Source organism: Bacillus sp. KICET-3, assembly GCF_033261025.1.
In the GTDB taxonomy this organism is placed as follows: domain Bacteria; phylum Bacillota; class Bacilli; order Bacillales; family Bacillaceae; genus Bacillus; species Bacillus sonorensis.
Genome location: NZ_CP137345.1, coordinates 2,878,319 through 2,894,647, shown reverse-complemented (window position 1 = coordinate 2,894,647; position 16,329 = coordinate 2,878,319). Strand labels below are relative to the sequence as shown.

17 protein-coding genes are annotated in these 16,329 nt (G+C 46.7%); 14 read left to right on the top strand and 3 right to left on the bottom strand.

The window, feature by feature from the left end; genetic code table 11:
* Positions 1 to 27: 27 nt before the first annotated feature.
* The 3 genes from R5H20_RS14660 (at position 28) to R5H20_RS14650 (ending at position 2,444) form a co-directional block, all read left to right on the top strand.
* Complete coding sequence (locus tag R5H20_RS14660) at positions 28 to 690, top strand: arginine ABC transporter permease ArtQ (RefSeq protein ID WP_006637469.1); 663 nt, start codon at positions 28 to 30, stop codon at positions 688 to 690.
* Positions 683 to 1,405, top strand: coding sequence for an arginine ABC transporter ATP-binding protein ArtM (locus R5H20_RS14655; protein ID WP_006637468.1), 723 nt, complete (start codon positions 683 to 685; stop codon positions 1,403 to 1,405). The genes R5H20_RS14660 and R5H20_RS14655 overlap by 8 nt, the downstream gene beginning before the upstream one ends.
* Before the next feature lie 79 nt (positions 1,406 to 1,484).
* The gene (locus R5H20_RS14650) at positions 1,485 to 2,444 is read left to right on the top strand and encodes an aromatic acid exporter family protein (RefSeq protein ID WP_006637467.1); all 960 of its coding nucleotides are present in this window, start codon (positions 1,485 to 1,487) and stop codon (positions 2,442 to 2,444) included.
* 160 nt (positions 2,445 to 2,604) lie between these two features.
* Here the strand turns inward: R5H20_RS14650 and prli42 are convergent, their stop codons facing one another.
* Positions 2,605 to 2,697: a stressosome-associated protein Prli42 gene (prli42, locus tag R5H20_RS14645; protein ID WP_152419319.1), complete on the bottom strand. Its 93-nt coding sequence runs from the start codon at positions 2,695 to 2,697 to the stop codon at positions 2,605 to 2,607.
* A gap of 102 nt (positions 2,698 to 2,799) precedes the next feature.
* Between prli42 and R5H20_RS14640 the strand changes: the two genes are divergently transcribed.
* The 3 genes from R5H20_RS14640 to R5H20_RS14630 are packed head-to-tail and all read left to right on the top strand — an operon-like array spanning position 2,800 to position 5,939.
* Entirely contained in the window at positions 2,800 to 4,317 is a 1,518-nt protein-coding gene (locus R5H20_RS14640; RefSeq protein WP_006637466.1) for an acyl-CoA carboxylase subunit beta, read from the top strand.
* A gap of 20 nt (positions 4,318 to 4,337) precedes the next feature.
* Positions 4,338 to 5,456: a tripeptidase T gene (locus R5H20_RS14635; protein WP_006637465.1), complete on the top strand. Its 1,119-nt coding sequence runs from the start codon at positions 4,338 to 4,340 to the stop codon at positions 5,454 to 5,456.
* 18 nt (positions 5,457 to 5,474) lie between these two features.
* Complete coding sequence (locus tag R5H20_RS14630; protein WP_006637464.1) at positions 5,475 to 5,939, top strand: chemotaxis protein CheW; 465 nt, start codon at positions 5,475 to 5,477, stop codon at positions 5,937 to 5,939.
* Between the two features lie 41 nt (positions 5,940 to 5,980).
* On the opposite strand, the gene R5H20_RS14625 is transcribed toward R5H20_RS14630, so the two are convergent.
* Complete coding sequence (locus R5H20_RS14625) at positions 5,981 to 6,781, bottom strand: membrane protein insertase YidC (RefSeq protein ID WP_034326532.1); 801 nt, start codon at positions 6,779 to 6,781, stop codon at positions 5,981 to 5,983.
* A gap of 72 nt (positions 6,782 to 6,853) precedes the next feature.
* Positions 6,854 to 7,141, bottom strand: coding sequence for a hypothetical protein (locus R5H20_RS14620; protein ID WP_006637462.1), 288 nt, complete (start codon positions 7,139 to 7,141; stop codon positions 6,854 to 6,856).
* A gap of 124 nt (positions 7,142 to 7,265) precedes the next feature.
* Between R5H20_RS14620 and R5H20_RS14615 the strand changes: the two genes are divergently transcribed.
* From R5H20_RS14615 to R5H20_RS14580, 8 genes are all read left to right on the top strand, one after another.
* Positions 7,266 to 8,477, top strand: coding sequence for a DNA polymerase IV (locus R5H20_RS14615; protein WP_236835538.1), 1,212 nt, complete (start codon positions 7,266 to 7,268; stop codon positions 8,475 to 8,477).
* A gap of 86 nt (positions 8,478 to 8,563) precedes the next feature.
* Positions 8,564 to 9,973, top strand: coding sequence for an NADP-dependent phosphogluconate dehydrogenase (gene gndA, locus R5H20_RS14610; RefSeq protein ID WP_006637460.1), 1,410 nt, complete (start codon positions 8,564 to 8,566; stop codon positions 9,971 to 9,973).
* Between the two features lie 123 nt (positions 9,974 to 10,096).
* Positions 10,097 to 10,882 (top strand): glucose 1-dehydrogenase, encoded by a 786-nt coding sequence (locus R5H20_RS14605; protein WP_006637459.1) that lies wholly within the window; start codon positions 10,097 to 10,099, stop codon positions 10,880 to 10,882.
* A gap of 140 nt (positions 10,883 to 11,022) precedes the next feature.
* Positions 11,023 to 12,684, top strand: coding sequence for an alkaline phosphatase (locus R5H20_RS14600; protein WP_006637458.1), 1,662 nt, complete (start codon positions 11,023 to 11,025; stop codon positions 12,682 to 12,684).
* A 158-nt stretch (positions 12,685 to 12,842) separates the two neighbouring features.
* Complete coding sequence (locus tag R5H20_RS14595; RefSeq protein ID WP_006637457.1) at positions 12,843 to 13,151, top strand: PTS sugar transporter subunit IIB; 309 nt, start codon at positions 12,843 to 12,845, stop codon at positions 13,149 to 13,151.
* Positions 13,152 to 13,156: 5 nt separating this feature from the next.
* On the top strand, positions 13,157 to 13,516 hold the full coding sequence (locus R5H20_RS14590) for a PTS sugar transporter subunit IIA (protein WP_006637456.1): 360 nt from the start codon (positions 13,157 to 13,159) through the stop codon (positions 13,514 to 13,516).
* A gap of 4 nt (positions 13,517 to 13,520) precedes the next feature.
* A complete protein-coding gene (celB, locus tag R5H20_RS14585; protein WP_006637455.1) occupies positions 13,521 to 14,834 on the top strand; it encodes a PTS cellobiose transporter subunit IIC in 1,314 nt (437 codons plus the stop codon).
* A 15-nt stretch (positions 14,835 to 14,849) separates the two neighbouring features.
* Positions 14,850 to 16,265 carry a glycoside hydrolase family 1 protein gene (locus R5H20_RS14580; RefSeq protein WP_006637454.1) on the top strand — a complete coding sequence of 472 codons (1,416 nt, stop codon included), beginning with the start codon at positions 14,850 to 14,852 and terminating at the stop codon, positions 16,263 to 16,265.
* Positions 16,266 to 16,329 lie beyond the last annotated feature (64 nt).

Genomic DNA, 16,329 nt, shown 5'->3' with positions numbered 1-16,329 from the left:
TATGGACGCGGGAGAAGGAGAGTCATTATGAATTTTCTTGATTTTTCAAGTACGATACCGGAAATGCCCTTTATATTGGAAGGGCTTGGCGTTACATTGAAAGTAGTCGCCGCTGCGGCGGTATTTGGATTTTTGCTCGGGGTTTTCATCACCCTTCTGAAAATCAGCTCGATAAAAGGCCTCGCTTGGATCGCTGATTTTTATACATCGATCTTCAGGGGGACGCCGCTCGTTCTCCAGCTGATGATTGTTTACTACGGCCTGCCTCAGGTTCTGGGATTTGATATCGATGCCTACTGGGCGGCGGTGATCGCGTTTGGTTTGAACTCTGCCGCCTATGTATCGGAAATCATCAGGGCCGGAATCAATGCGATCGACAAAGGCCAGAAAGAGGCAGCGATGGCACTTGGTGTGCCATATGCGAAAATGATGAAGGATCTCCTGCTGCCGCAGGCTTTTAAAAATATCATGCCCGCACTTGTCAACGAATCGATTACACTGACGAAGGAATCGGCGGTTGTGACGGTGATCGGCCTAGGCGATATTATGAGACGCAGCTATCAGGCGGGAGCGGCGATTTACAGTCCCCTTGAACCGATGCTGTTTGCAGGCCTCATCTACTATGTGCTCGTTCTGATTCTGACGTTTGCCGGCAAAGCGATTGAAAGGAAGCTGAATGTCAATGATTAACGTTAGCAATCTCTCAAAATCCTACGGAAAGCTCGAAGTGCTCAAAAATATTTCCGTTTCCTTTGAAAAAGGCGAAGTGGCCGCGGTGATCGGCCCGTCCGGTTCGGGAAAATCGACATTTTTGCGCTGTTTGAACCTGCTTGAAAAGCCGACGGAAGGAAGCATATTCATCAAGGATCAGGAGATTACGGACAAGAAAACAAATGTGTTGAAAATCAGAGAGAACATCGGAATGGTCTTTCAGCATTTTCATTTGTTCCCGCATAAAACCGTTCTTGAAAACATCATCTATGCGCCTGTCAATGTCAAAAAAGAAAGCAGGGAGACAGCGGTTAAAAAGGCGGAAGAGCTGCTCGAAAAAGTCGGGCTTCTCGATAAAAAAGACGCCTATCCAAACCGGTTGTCAGGCGGACAAAAGCAGCGGGTGGCCATCGCCCGGGCGCTGGCGATGAATCCGGACATCATGCTGTTTGACGAACCGACGTCAGCGCTTGATCCCGAGATGGTGAAGGAAGTGCTCCAGGTCATGCAGGATTTGGCGAAAACCGGAATGACGATGGTGATCGTCACGCACGAAATGGGTTTTGCAAAAGAAGTCGCCGACAGGGTGCTGTTTATGGATGGAGGAACCATTGTCGAAGACGGAGACCCGAAAACATTTTTTTCTTCTCCAAAATCGCAAAGAGCTCAAGACTTTTTGGAGAAAATACTATAAAATAATCGGAAGAAGACATAGTTCTTCTTCTTTTTTGATTTATTTTAGCAAACTATTGATTAAAAGATTGGGGTTTACGATGTTTAAAATAGGTTACCGCACGTTAAAAACAGCGCTTGGAACGGCACTTGCCATCTATATTGCCCAGCTCCTGGGCCTGCATAATTTTGTTTCAACAGGCATTATCACCATCCTTTGTATTCAAGTGACGAAAAAGCGCTCTCTTCAGGCGTCATGGGCTCGCTTTGCTGCATGCTGCCTGGCGATTGTTTTTTCATATATGTTCTTCGAACTGATCGGCTATCATCCGGCTGTCATCGGCCTCATGCTTTTATTTTTCATTCCGACAACCGTTATCCTGAAAATCAAAGAAGGGATCGTCACAAGCTCGGTTATCATTCTTCATCTCTATATGTCTGAAGGAATTACGCTTTCTCTCATCTGGAATGAATTCTTAATTATCATTACCGGGATCGGCGTTGCGCTTCTCATGAATTTGTACATGCCAAGCTTGGACAAGCAGCTCAAGCAGTACCAGCAAAAAATCGAAGACAATTTCGCGAAAATTTTTGAGGAAATCGAGCGCTATCTGCTGACAGGGGAACAGGACTGGACGGGAAAGGAAATACCTGAGACGCACCGGTTGATCAATACAGCGAAAACACTGGCATACCGCGATGTGGAAAATCACTTTATGCGCCACGAAAATTTGTATTACAACTATTTTAAAATGCGTGAAAAACAGTTTGAAATCATTGAAAGGGTGCTTCCGAAGATTACGTCGATCTCGATGACGGTTGAGCAGGGGCATATGATCGCAGAGTTTATTCATGACTTGAGAGGGGCCATCCATCCGGGAAATACGGCTCATAAATTTTTAAAGCGTCTCGTGAAGATGAGAGAGGAAATTGAGGAGATGGAGCTGCCGACGACGCGTGAAGAATTTGAAGCGCGCGCAGCCCTTTTCAATTTTCTCGGTGAAATGGAACAATATTTGGTGATCAAAAGTTATTTTAAAGGGATTAAATCTCCTGCCTGATCGCATGAGTTTCTCCTTCATTGGTCAATCTAATGAAGAAGGAGAAGCTCATGCTTTTTTTCTTTCTTTTGCCGACAATCCAGCCCCATATATCAGACGCGCTGTCAAAAAAACAGGCCGCTTTCCTGAGAAAGGGCCTGCTCCTTCCGCCGCTTCTGTATTAAAACATCATGCTGATTCCTGAAAGAAGGCTCGTCAGCACCATGATACCGATCATTACAAAAACCATGATTTTAATCATTTTTTGAGACAAGCTGTTCACCTCTGTTTTAGTTTTTCTTCTACCATTTTATCCTGCTTTTCTTCAGCGGACAAGTTTGTGAGGATGAGAAATTTTATGGGAAGGAGCGGAAGAATGAATATGTATGACAGGCTTGATGATTTAGATAAAATCCGCCAAACTGCTGCGCTTGGCGGAGGACCGGAAAAGATCGACAGACAGAAGCTGAAAGGGAAGCTCACTGCGAGGGAGCGGATCGAACTTTTGCTTGATAAGGGCAGTTTTGTCGAGCTGAACGCTTTTGTGCGAAGCAGGCAGCCCGGCGGCCCTTTAGGCGATGGCGTTGTAACGGGGGTTGGAAAAATTCATGGAAGGCCCGTCTCTTTATTTTCCCAGGACTTTACCGTCAGCGGAGGGGCGCTCGGAGAGATGCATGCCAAAAAAATAGCGGACGTCATGGATTTTGCCTTTAAAAATAAGACGCCTTTCATAGGTCTTAACGACTCAGGTGGTGCGAGAATTCAAGAGGGTGTGCTATCATTAAATGGATACGGTCATATTTTTCACCGAAATGTCCTTTGTTCTGGCGTCATTCCGCAAATCTCTGTCATCCTCGGTCCATGCGCCGGCGGTGCCGTTTATTCTCCGGCTTTGACCGATTTTGTTTTTATGAATGAAAAAACGGGGCGGATGTTCATCACAGGGCCAAAAGTCATCAAAACAGCTACAGGAGAGCATGTCAGCCCCGGTGAACTGGGCGGCGCATCCATACATAATTCAATCAGCGGCAATGCTCATTTTTCCGGGGATTCCGATGAGTCTGTCCTTCAAGAGGTGCGAAAGCTTTTATCCTATCTTCCGCAGAATCATGAAGAGAAGCCGCCGGTCCGGCCGCGGCCTGCAGAGGATGATGATTTGAGACCCGGCTTGATGACTTTATTGCCGGAAGACAGCCAGCGTCCGTATGACGTGAAACAGATCATACGGGAAATCGCTGACAACGGCACATTTTTTGAGGTGCAAAAGCATTTTGCGAAAAACGCGGTGATCGGTTTTGCAAGAATTGCAGGAGAAGCGGCGGGTATCGTCGCCAATCAGCCGAAGCATTTGGCAGGCAGTCTGAACATCGATGCAGCTGATAAAATATCCCGTTTTATTCGTTTTTGTGATTCTTTTCATATTCCCATTTTGACGCTTGTTGATGTTCCAGGCTTCCTGCCGGGAATTCGCGAAGAGCATGGCGGCGTGATCAGGCACGGAGCCAAAATCCTGTATGCATATGCCGAAGCTTCTGTAGCCAAGGTAACGGTGATTGTAAGAAAAGCGTACGGCGGTGCTTATGTGGCTTTAAACAGCAAGGCGCTTGGAGCGGATGCCGTATTTGCCTGGCCGAACGCCGAAATCGCCGTCATGGGAGCCGGGGAAGCCGCAGATATTTTGTTTGCGGGGGAAAAGGGTCCTGAAGCTGAGAAAGAGCGGCACATGAGGGCATTCGAGAAAGCTGCAAGTCCTTTTACTGCCGCCCGCCATGGGATGATCGACGATATCATCGATCCGAAAGAGACGCGGAAGAGGCTGATTCAAACATTTGACATGCTGAAAAACAAACGGGACATCCGGCCGGACAAAAAGCATGGAAACATACCGCTATAAAAATAGGAGGGGAAACGAATATGAATGAAAAACGCCTTTTGGAAGAGTTCTTAGAACTCGTGCAAATTGATTCTGAAACAAAACATGAAGCAGACATTTGTAAAGTGCTGAAAGAAAAATTTACGGCTCTCGGACTGGATGTTTTTGAGGATGACAGCGCGAAAGCGACAGGACACGGGGCGGGTAATCTCGTATGCACGCTTCCGGGAACAAAAGAAGCGGATACAATCTATTTTACGTCACATATGGATACCGTTGTCCCTGGCAATGGTGTGAAGCCGGTCGTGGAAAACGGCTACGTCAAAACGGACGGAACGACGATTTTGGGTGCCGATGATAAAGCCGGGCTTGCGGCAATGCTTGAAGCCATAAAGGTTTTACGGGAAAAGAATATTCCCCATGGAACGGTTCAATTTATCATTACGGTCGGTGAAGAGTCGGGACTTGTCGGAGCGAAAGCCTTGGACCGTTCGCTCATTCAAGCAAAATACGGATATGCCCTTGATTCCGACGGCAAGGTCGGAAATATCATTGTAGCCGCTCCGACCCAAGCGAAAATGAAGGCCTCAATTTACGGAAAAACAGCCCATGCGGGAGTTGAACCGGAAAAAGGCGTTTCCGCGATTACGATCGCTTCAAAAGCGATTGCCAAAATGCCGCTGGGCCGCATTGATGAGGAGACAACGGCAAATATCGGCCGCTTTGAAGGCGGAACACAAACCAATATCGTCTGCGATCAGGTTGAGATATTGGCAGAAGCCCGTTCGCTCGTTCCGGAAAAAATGGAAAAGCAAACCGAGAAAATGAAGCAGGCTTTTGAAGCGGCAGCCGCCGAAATGGGAGGCCGCGCCGAAGTGGAGATTGAAGTCATGTATCCCGGCTTTAAATACAAAGATGGAGACCTCGTGGTCGAGGTTGCGAAAAAAGCCGCCGAAAAAATCGGCCGCCCATACGAACTGCTGACGAGCGGAGGCGGCAGCGACGCCAATGTCATTGCGGGCCACGGTATTCCGACCGTCAACCTTGCTGTAGGATATGAACAAATTCATACGAAAAATGAAAAAATGCCGGTTGAAGAGCTTGTGAAAACAGCTGAAATGGTCATTGCGATTATTGAGGAAGTTGCAAATCCTTCATAATAAAGGCAGGGGTTCAACGTGGAAAATCAACATGCCATACTTTTTCAAGTGAATCAGGAAGACTATGGAGCGGACATCCGTCATATTCAGGCGATTGAACGGATGGGACATCTGAAAGAGATCAGCGGGCTTCCTCCCGAAGTCCGCGGGATCTCCAAGATTCGGGAAGAGATGATTCCGGTGATCGACGCCGGCGTCATCCTCCACCATAAGCCGCTTTCGATTGACGAAAAAAGCAAGCTGCTGATTTTTTCATCAAAGATAGGCCTGGCCGGCTTGCTTGTATCAGATGCAAAAGAGATGATTGCGATTCATGAGGGTGACATCAAACCCTTTCACTTACAGTCGGATTGCTTCAAAGGCGTTCTGGAACGAAACAGTCAGCTGATCATTCAATTGGATCTGGACGCCGTCACGGGAAGAATTGCCGGATTTGAGACGATTTCCGAACACATTGATCATGAACACACGACTGCCGGCTGACAGAAATCAAAAAAGGCTGCGCCCAATAGGCGCAGCCTTTTTTATTTCGTAGCTGTTTCAGCCGGCTGTATGCTTTTGTTCTTTTTATACATTTGATGAAAGACGAAGTTTTGAACGGTCAGAAACATTCCGCTTGTCATCCAGTAGAGCGGAAGGGCCGCCGGTACGTTGATTGAAAAGACCGTCATCATCACAGGGAAAAAGAAGCCCATGATTTTGGCTGACTGCTGTGCCGCCGGGTTTGACTGCGCCGCGTTCTGTGCATTTAATTTTTGCGATACATAAAACTGGATAAAATACATCAGGCCGGCGCATAAAGACATGATGATATCCGAATGTCCCAAGTTGAACCAAAGGAAAGTATGTGTGGCAATTTCAGGCGTCGAGCGGATGGCGTAATAAAAACCGATCAAAATCGGAAATTGAATCAGCATCGGCAGACAGCCGATCGCCAGCGGATTGATGTTGTGCTTTTGGTAAAGCTTCATCATTTCCTGCTGAATTTCCCTTTGTTTCACAGGGTCTTTCGTCTTTTTCAATTTGCTTTGAATGGCATCCATTTCAGGCTTGACGAGCGCCATTTTTTCCTGCATGGTCCGCTGTTTTTTGTACTGATTGGCAAACAGCGGCATCACGAGAAAACGGACGATGATCGTCACGACAATGATCGAAAGCCCGTAGCTGCCGTTGAAAAATCCGGCGATTCCTTTAATCAGCTCTGAGAAAGGAAGCACAATATAATGCTGGAAAAAGTTCCCGTCAGAACTCGGAGCTCCGGTTGCAGCTGAGGCATGCCCGCCTACAGCCAAAAACATCAATAAAGATATTGCGATTGTAAACATTTGCTTTAATTTTGTGGTCAACACATTTTCCTCCTTCTTATCCGGGGCCCGCAGCGAGCACCCGTACACCTGTTAAATTGAAAGAAGAAGGAAACGATGGTCTTCATCATCATTCGACGAAGCCTTCATGCGAATCACTTTACTAATCCATAAGGTAATGCGATGATATAGGATAACGAGAAAATCGATTCTATAAATAAAATGAATCGGTTTATTTTCTTCAATCCGTTTTGTTTTCCAATTTTCACCCGTATAGCAATTTCTTAAAATAAGGGCGATTCCGATCGCCGTCAGCGCGGGTAAAATGATTGTGAAAAACTCAAACAGAAAAAATGCATCATTAAAGGATTCGAGAATCACGATTATCACTTCCGTTTCAATAACATCTTACTATAAGTATGGTTGATATGTCTAATCAGAAGATAAGGAGGAAGCCGTTTTGACTGGCGGGAAACATAAAGGAAGAGTCATTTTTCATATTGATATGAACAGCTTCTACGCTTCCGTTGAAACGGCGTATGACCCTTCATTGAGCGGAAAGCCCCTCGCCATTGCAGGGAATGCGAAAGAAAGAAAAGGGATTGTCGTTACATGCAGCTATGAAGCGAGAGCCCGCGGCGTGAAACCCCCTATGCCGCTGTGGGAGGCAAAGCGCCTCTGTCCGGAGCTGATCGTAAAACCTCCGAACTTTGACCGCTACAGAAGCTCTTCAAGGGAAATGTTTCAAGTGCTGAGAGAATACACGGATCTTGTGGAGCCTGTATCGATCGATGAAGGATATATGGACCTGACGGACACGCCGTATCGGGAAAAAGCGTATAAAACAGCCCTGGAAATCCAGGAGCGTCTGCAAAAAGAGCTGCTTCTGCCGTCAAGCATCGGAATCGCGCCGAATAAATTTTTGGCGAAAATGGCTTCGGATATGAAAAAGCCGCTTGGCATTACCATTTTGAGAAAACGTGAGGTGCCTGACGTACTCTGGCCCCTTGATATAGCCGAGATGTACGGAATCGGTCAAAAGACCGCTGAAAAGCTGAGAACGCTGAACATTGAAAAGATCGCGGATCTGGCCCGCGCAGACGAAGTCGCTTTGAAGCAGCTTTTGGGCATCAACGGCCCGAGATTAAAAAGAAGGGCGAATGGAATCGATTTTGGCGAGGTAAACCCCGACAGAATTTATGAGTTTAAAAGCGTCGGCAATTCTTCGACGCTTCCGCATGACAGCACAGATGAAAAGGAACTCAACCGGCTTTTTGACAAGCTGTCCGCATCTGTCAGCAACAGGCTGAAGCGAAAGGAAGTCATGGCTTCGAAGCTCTTTATCATGATCCGCTACGCCGACTGGACGAACATGACGAGAAGCAAGACCCTTCAAAATCCGACCGATCAAGCGGATGAGATCGCAGAGGAAGCAAAAGCGCTGTTCAAACAGCATTGGCAAGGTGATGCGGTCAGGCTGCTGGGCGTTACGGGGACAGGGCTTGTCAAACGGACGGAGGCTTTCAAACAGCTCGATTTGTTTTCGTTCGAAGAGGATGCCAAGGATGAACCGATTCAAAAGCTGGTGGAAGAACTGAATGAAAAATTTGGAACAGCGCTGATCAAAAAAGGGGTCAAAGCCGTCGAAAAAGAAAGCAACACGAGCGGAACAAGCTTTAACAAAGATTTTTTCCAAGAAGGAAGAAAAGATCAATAGCTTGAAAATGTGGGTCAAAGTATGGTAATTTCAATTTAAATAAAAATTAAATTATTAATGCAAAGCGTTTAGAAGGGACGTTAGACATGGCAAAACAGCAAATAGGTGTAGTTGGTTTAGCAGTTATGGGAAAAAACTTGGCTTTGAATATTGAAAGCCGCGGATTTTCGGTTTCTGTCTACAACAGATCAAGCGAGAAAACGGAAGAGTTTTTGAAAGAGGCCGAAGGCAAAAACGTTGTCGGCACATACAGCATTGAAGAGTTTGTCGCATCTCTTGAAAAGCCCCGCAAAATCTTGCTGATGGTCAAAGCGGGAACGCCGACAGACGCTACAATCCAGTCGCTCCTGCCTCATCTTGAAAAAGGCGATATCCTGATTGACGGCGGAAATACATATTATAAAGATACGCAAAGACGCAATAGGGAGCTTGCCGAAAGCGGTATTCACTTTATCGGGACCGGGGTCTCCGGCGGTGAAGAAGGCGCGCTGAAAGGCCCGTCTATTATGCCTGGCGGGCAAAAAGAGGCTTACGAGCTTGTCAAGCCGATTCTTGAAGCGATTTCCGCAAAAGTGGATGGAGAACCTTGCACGACTTATATCGGGCCGGACGGTGCGGGCCACTACGTCAAAATGGTCCACAACGGCATTGAATACGGCGACATGCAGCTGATCTCCGAATCTTACTTCATTCTGAAGAATCTTCTCGGCTTATCATCTGATGAGCTTCATGAAGTGTTCGCAGAGTGGAACAAAGGAGAGCTTGACAGCTATCTGATCGAAATCACTGCTGATATCTTCACGAAAAAAGACGAAGAAACAGGCAAGCCGATGGTTGACGTGATTTTAGACAAAGCAGGCCAAAAAGGAACAGGAAAATGGACAAGCCAGAGCGCGCTTGACCTTGGCGTTCCGCTTCCGATTATTACGGAATCCGTGTTTGCACGTTTCATCTCGGCGATGAAAGAAGAGCGCGTCAAAGCGAGCAAGCTGCTTACAGGTCCTGAAGCGAAACCGGTAACGGAAAACAAAGAAGAACTAATTGAAGCGGTCAGAAAAGCCCTCTTCATGAGCAAAATCTGTTCTTATGCGCAAGGCTTCGCCCAAATGAAAGCCGCTTCAGAAGAATACGGCTGGGATTTAAAATACGGTGATATCGCGATGATTTTCCGCGGTGGATGCATCATCCGCGCAGCCTTCCTGCAAAAAATCAAAGATGCGTATGACCGCAATCCTGAACTTGACAACCTGCTGCTTGACCCTTATTTCAAAGACATTGTTGAAAGCTATCAAGGAGCACTTCGCAAGACGGTTTCCCTTGCGGTTGAACAAGGAATTCCGGTACCGTGCTTCTCAAGCGCTCTCGCTTATTTTGACAGCTACCGCACAGCGACGCTGCCGGCCAACTTGATTCAGGCACAGCGCGACTACTTTGGCGCCCATACGTATGAGCGTACAGACAAAGAAGGCATTTTCCACACTGAGTGGATGAAATAAATGATAGCGACAAACCGCAGCCATAACGGCTGCGGTTTTTTTGGTTCCTGCCGGATGCATGCTTTCCGCCGTTCTGTGGCAACCTATCAGAACAAATCGTTTTCATAAGGAGGAATCAAAGACATGTATCCAAGTTTACATGGAAAAACGGTTGTGATCACAGGGGCCGGCACGGGCCTTGGGAAAGCGATGGCATTGCGGTTCGGTGCGGAAAAGGCCAACGTCGTCATCAACTATTTTAAAGAAGAAGAAAACCCGGAAGAAACGGTAACAGAAATTGAAAAAAGCGGCGCCAAAGCGGTCGCTTTTCAGGGGGACGTCTCAAAAGAAGAAGACGTAAAAGCGCTTATCAATAAAGCGGTTGATTCGTTTGGCTCGGTTGACATCATGGTGAATAATGCCGGCGTTGAAAATGAAGTCCCTTCAGAGGATTTGTCGCTGGAAGATTGGAATCGCGTGATTTCAACCAATTTGACGGGAATGTTTTTAGGATGCCGGGAAGCGATCAGCTATATGATTGATAACGGAATCAAAGGGTCTGTCATCAATATGTCATCCGTTCACCAGCAGATTCCGTGGCCTCACTTTGTGCATTATGCAGCAAGCAAAGGGGGGGCGAAATTATTGACGGAAACGCTCGCTCTTGAATACGCTCCGAAAGGCATCCGTGTGAACGCCATCGGACCAGGTGCGATCGATACGCCGATTAACGCCGAAAAATTTGCAGATCCTGAATTGAAAAAAGGAGTTATCGAACTGATTCCGATCGGGTATATCGGAAAACCGGAAGAAGTGGCGGCCTGCGCGGTCTGGCTGGCGTCGGACGAAGCAAGCTATGTCACGGGGCTGACGCTTTATGTTGATGGCGGAATGACGAAATATCCGGGTTTTCAGGCTGGAAAAGGATAAGGCAAAAAGAAGGCGAAAGGCCTTCTTTTCATCATACTACATGAATATTTACATAAGATTAATAGAAAATAAAAGACCTGTTTACAAGGGAATGATAGTGTAGGCTTGTCAGTAAAAAAGCAGTTTTGGAGGGAGTACAGATGGGATTTTTCCGCAACAGAATTGTCGGCATCACATTAGCGGGTGCTGTAGCCTTAGGGTCGGCGGGAACAGGCAGCGCCGCAATGGAAACAGCGAAGAAAAAAGAAGATCGCAAAGCCAAAAACGTCATTATGATGGTAATGGATGGAACAAGCTCCACAGCTACAACTTTGGCGCGTTGGTATAAAGGCGAACCGCTTGCATTGGACAGCATTGTGACAGGCGGAGTCAGAACGTATTCGGCAGAATCGGCGATTACAGATTCAGCGCCTGCCGGAACGGCCATGGCCACGGGCAACAAGTCAAACTCCTCATATGTCGGAGTGAAGCCTTCAGTGGTGAATTCGCCGGGGGCCGAGCCTGTCAGTGAAAAAGATCATTATCGTCCTTTGGCAAATGTGCTGGAAGGAGCGAAAAAGACCGGCAGAGCAACCGGTATCATCGCGACATCAGAAATTCAGCACGCTACGCCAGCTTCCTATTCCGCCCACCATTTGAACCGTAATAACTTTGAAGTGCTCGGGGAACAACAGGTCTATCAAAACATGGACATTGTCCTAGGGGGAGGAAAGGATTCGCTTCAGCCGGGAACGAAGGAAAAAAACCGCAAAGACAATGAAGACCTCGTGAACGTGATTCAAGAGAAAAAGTATGATTTTGTGGAAACAAAGGATGAACTCCTCCGTTCCAAATCAAAAAAAATCTGGGGCGCCTTTTCCCAGCGCGACCTCGCTTATGACATGGACCGGGGCACTACACATCCCGAACAGCCGACGCTTGCCGAGATGACGAAAAAATCGATTCAGACGCTGTCAAAGGATAAAGACGGTTTCTTCTTATTTGTCGAAGGAAGCAAGCCGGACTGGGCGGCGCATCAAAATGATCCGATCGGCATGATCAGCGATGTGCTGGCATTTGATAACGCAGTCAAAGAAGCACTGGAGTTCGCCAAAAAGGATAAGAATACAATGGTCATCGCCGTCTCCGACCATGGAAACAGCGGGATTTCGATCGGCAACAGCAATACGACAAAAGGCTATGATCAAACACCTGTATCGGCATACATTGATCCGCTCAAAAAAGCGAAAATGACGCTTGAGGGCGCCACAGGCAAATTAAAAGATGATTTGTCAAACATTGAAGAAGTCGCCCGGCTGTACGGACTGGACAATTTAACAGCACCCGAAAAAGAACAGCTGAAAGGCGCGAAAGACAAAAAAGCTGTCGGCTCTGTTTTGGTTAAATTGCTCGCAAACCGTGCGAATCTCGGCTTTACAACTGGAGGCCACACAGGGGAAGACGTCTTCCTGTATTCGTATGGACCGGAAAAACCGCAGGGGCTTATCGAGAATACCGACATAGCCAAGACAATGGCCAAAGCGATGGGATTCAATTTAGACAAATTAACAAACGAAATCTTTATTGAAGCCGGCGAAGCGTTCAAAAAAGCAGGCGCCCGCGTCAAAGTTGATAAAAAAGACCCTGCAAACCCAGTGCTTACCGTATCGCGCAAAAAAGCAAAAGCAGAAATGCCGGTCAACAAAAACATCATCCGGATCAACGGAAAAGAATATGAATTAAACAGCGTCATCGTCGAAAGCAATGGATCGTTTTATGTGCCGAAAGAAGCGGTCCGCCTCTTTCAGAAAAAAGCGCGGTAAACGGGTTTGTACAAAAGTCCTCTCAATTGAGAGGGCTTTTTGTTTTGTATCAGCCAAAATAAATACAAACATTTATTTTTAAATGTATAGACATTTAAAAATAAAAAGTTATAATAATAGATATTGAAAGCGCTTTTAAATATAGAAAGGGGATCATTATGAAAAAAATATTATTGGCATGCAGTTCAGGAATGTCGACAAGCCTTCTCGTCACCAAAATGGAGGAATACGTAAAGTCAATCGGTGATGAAGCCAAAATTTGGGCGGTTGGGCAAGACCAGGCCAAAAAAGAAATGGAACAGGCGGATGTTGTGTTAATAGGGCCGCAAATGAGCTTTTTAAAAGATGAGCTGCAAAAAGAAGCGGACAAATACGGAATCCGGGTTGATGTGATTGATATGATGGCATATGGAATGGCAGATGGAAAAAAAGCGTATGAACAGGCGGTAAGCCTGATGGGAGATTGATTGAAATGGAAAAGACAAAACTTAATAAATTGACAGACGAACAAATTTGCTTTCAGTTGATTCTTCACAGTGGGAATGCCCGCAGCAAGGTTATCCAGTCCTTGAGGGAATACCGGGCAGGGAGCGTCGGGAAAGCGGAGAAGCTGCTCGTTCAGGCCGAAGAAGACCTGAGGCAGTCCCATGACATTCATTTTCAAATGGTTCAGCAAGAAGCCGGCGGCAAGAAACAGGATGTTTCTCTGCTTCTAATCCATGCGGAGGACCATTTGATGTCGAGTCTCACGATGAAGGAACTGGTTTATGAGCTTCTGGAAATTTTCAAAGACAAAATTCAAGATGCGCCAAATAGAATAGAAGGGAGATAAGTCCATGTTTGAGAAACTGAGCCGTTTTTTAGTTCCGATTGCCGGCAAGCTTAATAACAACCGGTATTTAGGCGTGCTTAGAGACGCGTTCATGCTGGCATTTCCACTCACGATTTTTGGGTCGATTATCGTTGTCATCACAAATTTGCCGTTTCTTGATAAAATGATGAGCAAATCAGCGCTTGAAGCGTTTCAAGCTGCTTTAAGCATCGCGCCGAGTGCGACGATCAATATCATGTCCGTTTTCGTCGTCTTCGGGATCGGCTATTATCTGTCAAGAAGTTATAAGGTTGAAGCTGTTTTTGGGGGAGTCGTCGCATTGGCAGCCTTTCTCATTTTGACGCCGTTTATGTTAAACGGCGAAGGCGGACAAACGATCGCCAATGTCATTCCGGTTGACAGGCTCGGTGCGAAAGGAATGTTTCTCGGAATGATCACCGCCTTCACAGCAGCCGAGATTTTCAGGTTCTTCGTCCAAAAGAATTATACGATCAAAATGCCCGCGGGCGTTCCGCCTGCAGTGTCGAAATCATTTGCGGCGCTGATTCCGGCCGTAATGACGCTGTCAGTCTATTTAATCATCAATATCATCATAACCCAGGCGTTCCATTCGAATTTGCACGATTTGATCTACAACCTTGTTCAAGCTCCGCTTGTCGGACTTGGAAGCGGTATTATCCCGACTTTGATCGCGATATTTTTTACCCAGCTGCTGTGGTTTTTCGGACTGCACGGCCAAATCATCATCAACGCGGTCATGGACCCGATTTGGAATACGCTTTCACTTGAAAATTTAAACAGCTATACGGCAACAGGGGAAGTGCCGCATATTATCAATAAGCAGTTCATGGAAGTGTATACCGTCGGCATGGGCGGTACCGGTATGACCTTGGCCGTCATTGTCGCGATTTTGTTGTTCATGAAAAGCAAGCAGCTCAAACAGGTAGCCAAGCTTGGAGCGGCTCCGGGCATCTTCAATGTCAATGAGCCGATTATTTTCGGACTGCCGATCGTCATGAATCCGCTGATTATCATACCGTGGGTATTGTCACCGATGATCGTCACGCTGATTACGTATTTTGCCATGGCATCAGGCCTCGTCCCGCCGCCTACCGGTGTGACGATTCCCTGGACGGTTCCGATTTTTATCAGCGGAATGATGGCGACCAACTCGCTTGCCGGGGGCATCCTGCAAATTGTCAATTTAGCCGTCGTCTTTGCAATATGGTTTCCGTTCCTTACATTCATCGACCGGATGAACGTGAAAAAAGAACAGGAAATCAATGTGCCTGACCAAAATAAGACGATAGGATTGTAAAAGGAGACTGATCACATGTCAAAAACAGAAGTAAAAACAGCACAGGCCCAATACCGGTTTCCAAAAGGCTTCTGGTGGGGATCGGCAGCCTCCGCCACCCAAATCGAAGGGGCGGCGAATGAAGGGGGAAAAGGGAAAAATATTTGGGACCACTGGTACGAAATAGAGCCGAACCGCTTTTTTGACGGTGTGGGTCCTGAGGAGACATCAAGATTTTACGAGACGTATAAGGAAGATATTCAGCTGATGAAGGAGCTTGGACACCATTCGTTCCGTTTTTCGATATCCTGGTCAAGGCTTTTCCCCGAAGGAAAAGGTGAGTTGAACCCGGAAGGCGCTTCCTTTTACAGCGATGTGATTGATGAACTGACGGCGGCAGGCATCGAGCCTTTTGTCAACCTTTATCATTTCGATATGCCGATGGCCCTTCAGGAAATCGGCGGCTGGGAAAACCGTGAAGTCGTCAGCCATTTCGTCTCCTATGCAGAAACATGTTTCCGCCTATACGGAGACCGGGTGAAAACATGGTTTACCCATAACGAACCGATTGTCCCCGTGGAAGGCGGCTATTTATACGATTTTCATTATCCGAACGAAATTGATTTTCAAAAAGCGGTTCAGGTCGCTTACCATGAAATTTTGTCAAACGCCAAAGCTGTAGAAGCATACCGGAAGCTTGGCGGAGACGGGAAAATCGGCATTATCTTAAATGTGACGCCGTCCTATCCGCGAAGCCGTCATCCCGAAGATGTGAAAGCATCAGAAATAGCCGACGCCTTTTTTAACAGATCATTCCTTGATCCAGCGGTTAAAGGGGAGTTTCCTCAGCTTTTGGCCGATATCATAAAAGAAGAAGGTTTTCTTCCCGATATGGAACCGGGGGATTTGGAGCTGATCAAAAACAATACGGTTGATCTGCTCGGAATCAACTATTATCAGCCGAGACGGGTCAAGGCAAAAGAACACCTGCCTCATCCGAACGCGCCTTTTACGCCTGAACGCTTCTTTGACCATTATGAAATGCCCGGAAGGAAAATGAACCGCCACCGCGGCTGGGAGATTTACGAGAAAGGAATTTACGACATTTTGATGAATCTCAAAAACAACTACGGGAATATTGAATGCTTTATTTCTGAGAATGGCATGGGGGTCGAAGGGGAAGAACGCTTCCGCGGGGAAGACGGGATGATTCAGGATGACTACCGGATTGAGTTTATAAAAGAGCACTTAAAATGGGTCCACAAGGCGATTCAGGAAGGTTCGAATGTGAAGGGCTACCATCTGTGGACGTTCATGGACAACTGGTCATGGACGAACGCTTATAAAAACCGCTACGGATTCGTATCCGTCAATCTTGATAAAAACGGAGAACGGACGGTGAAAAAAAGCGGGTATTGGTTTAAACGCGTGATAGATAACAACGGTTTTTAAATGTTACGGCTAAGGATTTTGGAGTCCATATGAATCAGAAAGAGATGGTCTTTTCGGCCATCTT

Coding starts and splice junctions, on each gene's coding strand:
- R5H20_RS14635 (WP_006637465.1), top strand. CDS start 4,338: ATGAATGAAAAACGCCTTTTGGAAGAGTTCTTAGAACTCGTGCAAATT.
- R5H20_RS14590 (WP_006637456.1), top strand. CDS start 13,157: ATGGAAAAGACAAAACTTAATAAATTGACAGACGAACAAATTTGCTTT.
- R5H20_RS14615 (WP_236835538.1), top strand. CDS start 7,266: ATGAACAGCTTCTACGCTTCCGTTGAAACGGCGTATGACCCTTCATTG.
- R5H20_RS14640 (WP_006637466.1), top strand. CDS start 2,800: ATGAATATGTATGACAGGCTTGATGATTTAGATAAAATCCGCCAAACT.
- R5H20_RS14605 (WP_006637459.1), top strand. CDS start 10,097: ATGTATCCAAGTTTACATGGAAAAACGGTTGTGATCACAGGGGCCGGC.
- R5H20_RS14580 (WP_006637454.1), top strand. CDS start 14,850: ATGTCAAAAACAGAAGTAAAAACAGCACAGGCCCAATACCGGTTTCCA.
- R5H20_RS14655 (WP_006637468.1), top strand. CDS start 683: ATGATTAACGTTAGCAATCTCTCAAAATCCTACGGAAAGCTCGAAGTG.
- R5H20_RS14650 (WP_006637467.1), top strand. CDS start 1,485: ATGTTTAAAATAGGTTACCGCACGTTAAAAACAGCGCTTGGAACGGCA.
- gndA (WP_006637460.1), top strand. CDS start 8,564: ATGGCAAAACAGCAAATAGGTGTAGTTGGTTTAGCAGTTATGGGAAAA.
- R5H20_RS14600 (WP_006637458.1), top strand. CDS start 11,023: ATGGGATTTTTCCGCAACAGAATTGTCGGCATCACATTAGCGGGTGCT.
- R5H20_RS14660 (WP_006637469.1), top strand. CDS start 28: ATGAATTTTCTTGATTTTTCAAGTACGATACCGGAAATGCCCTTTATA.
- celB (WP_006637455.1), top strand. CDS start 13,521: ATGTTTGAGAAACTGAGCCGTTTTTTAGTTCCGATTGCCGGCAAGCTT.
- R5H20_RS14595 (WP_006637457.1), top strand. CDS start 12,843: ATGAAAAAAATATTATTGGCATGCAGTTCAGGAATGTCGACAAGCCTT.
- R5H20_RS14625 (WP_034326532.1), bottom strand. CDS start 6,781: ATGTTTACAATCGCAATATCTTTATTGATGTTTTTGGCTGTAGGCGGG.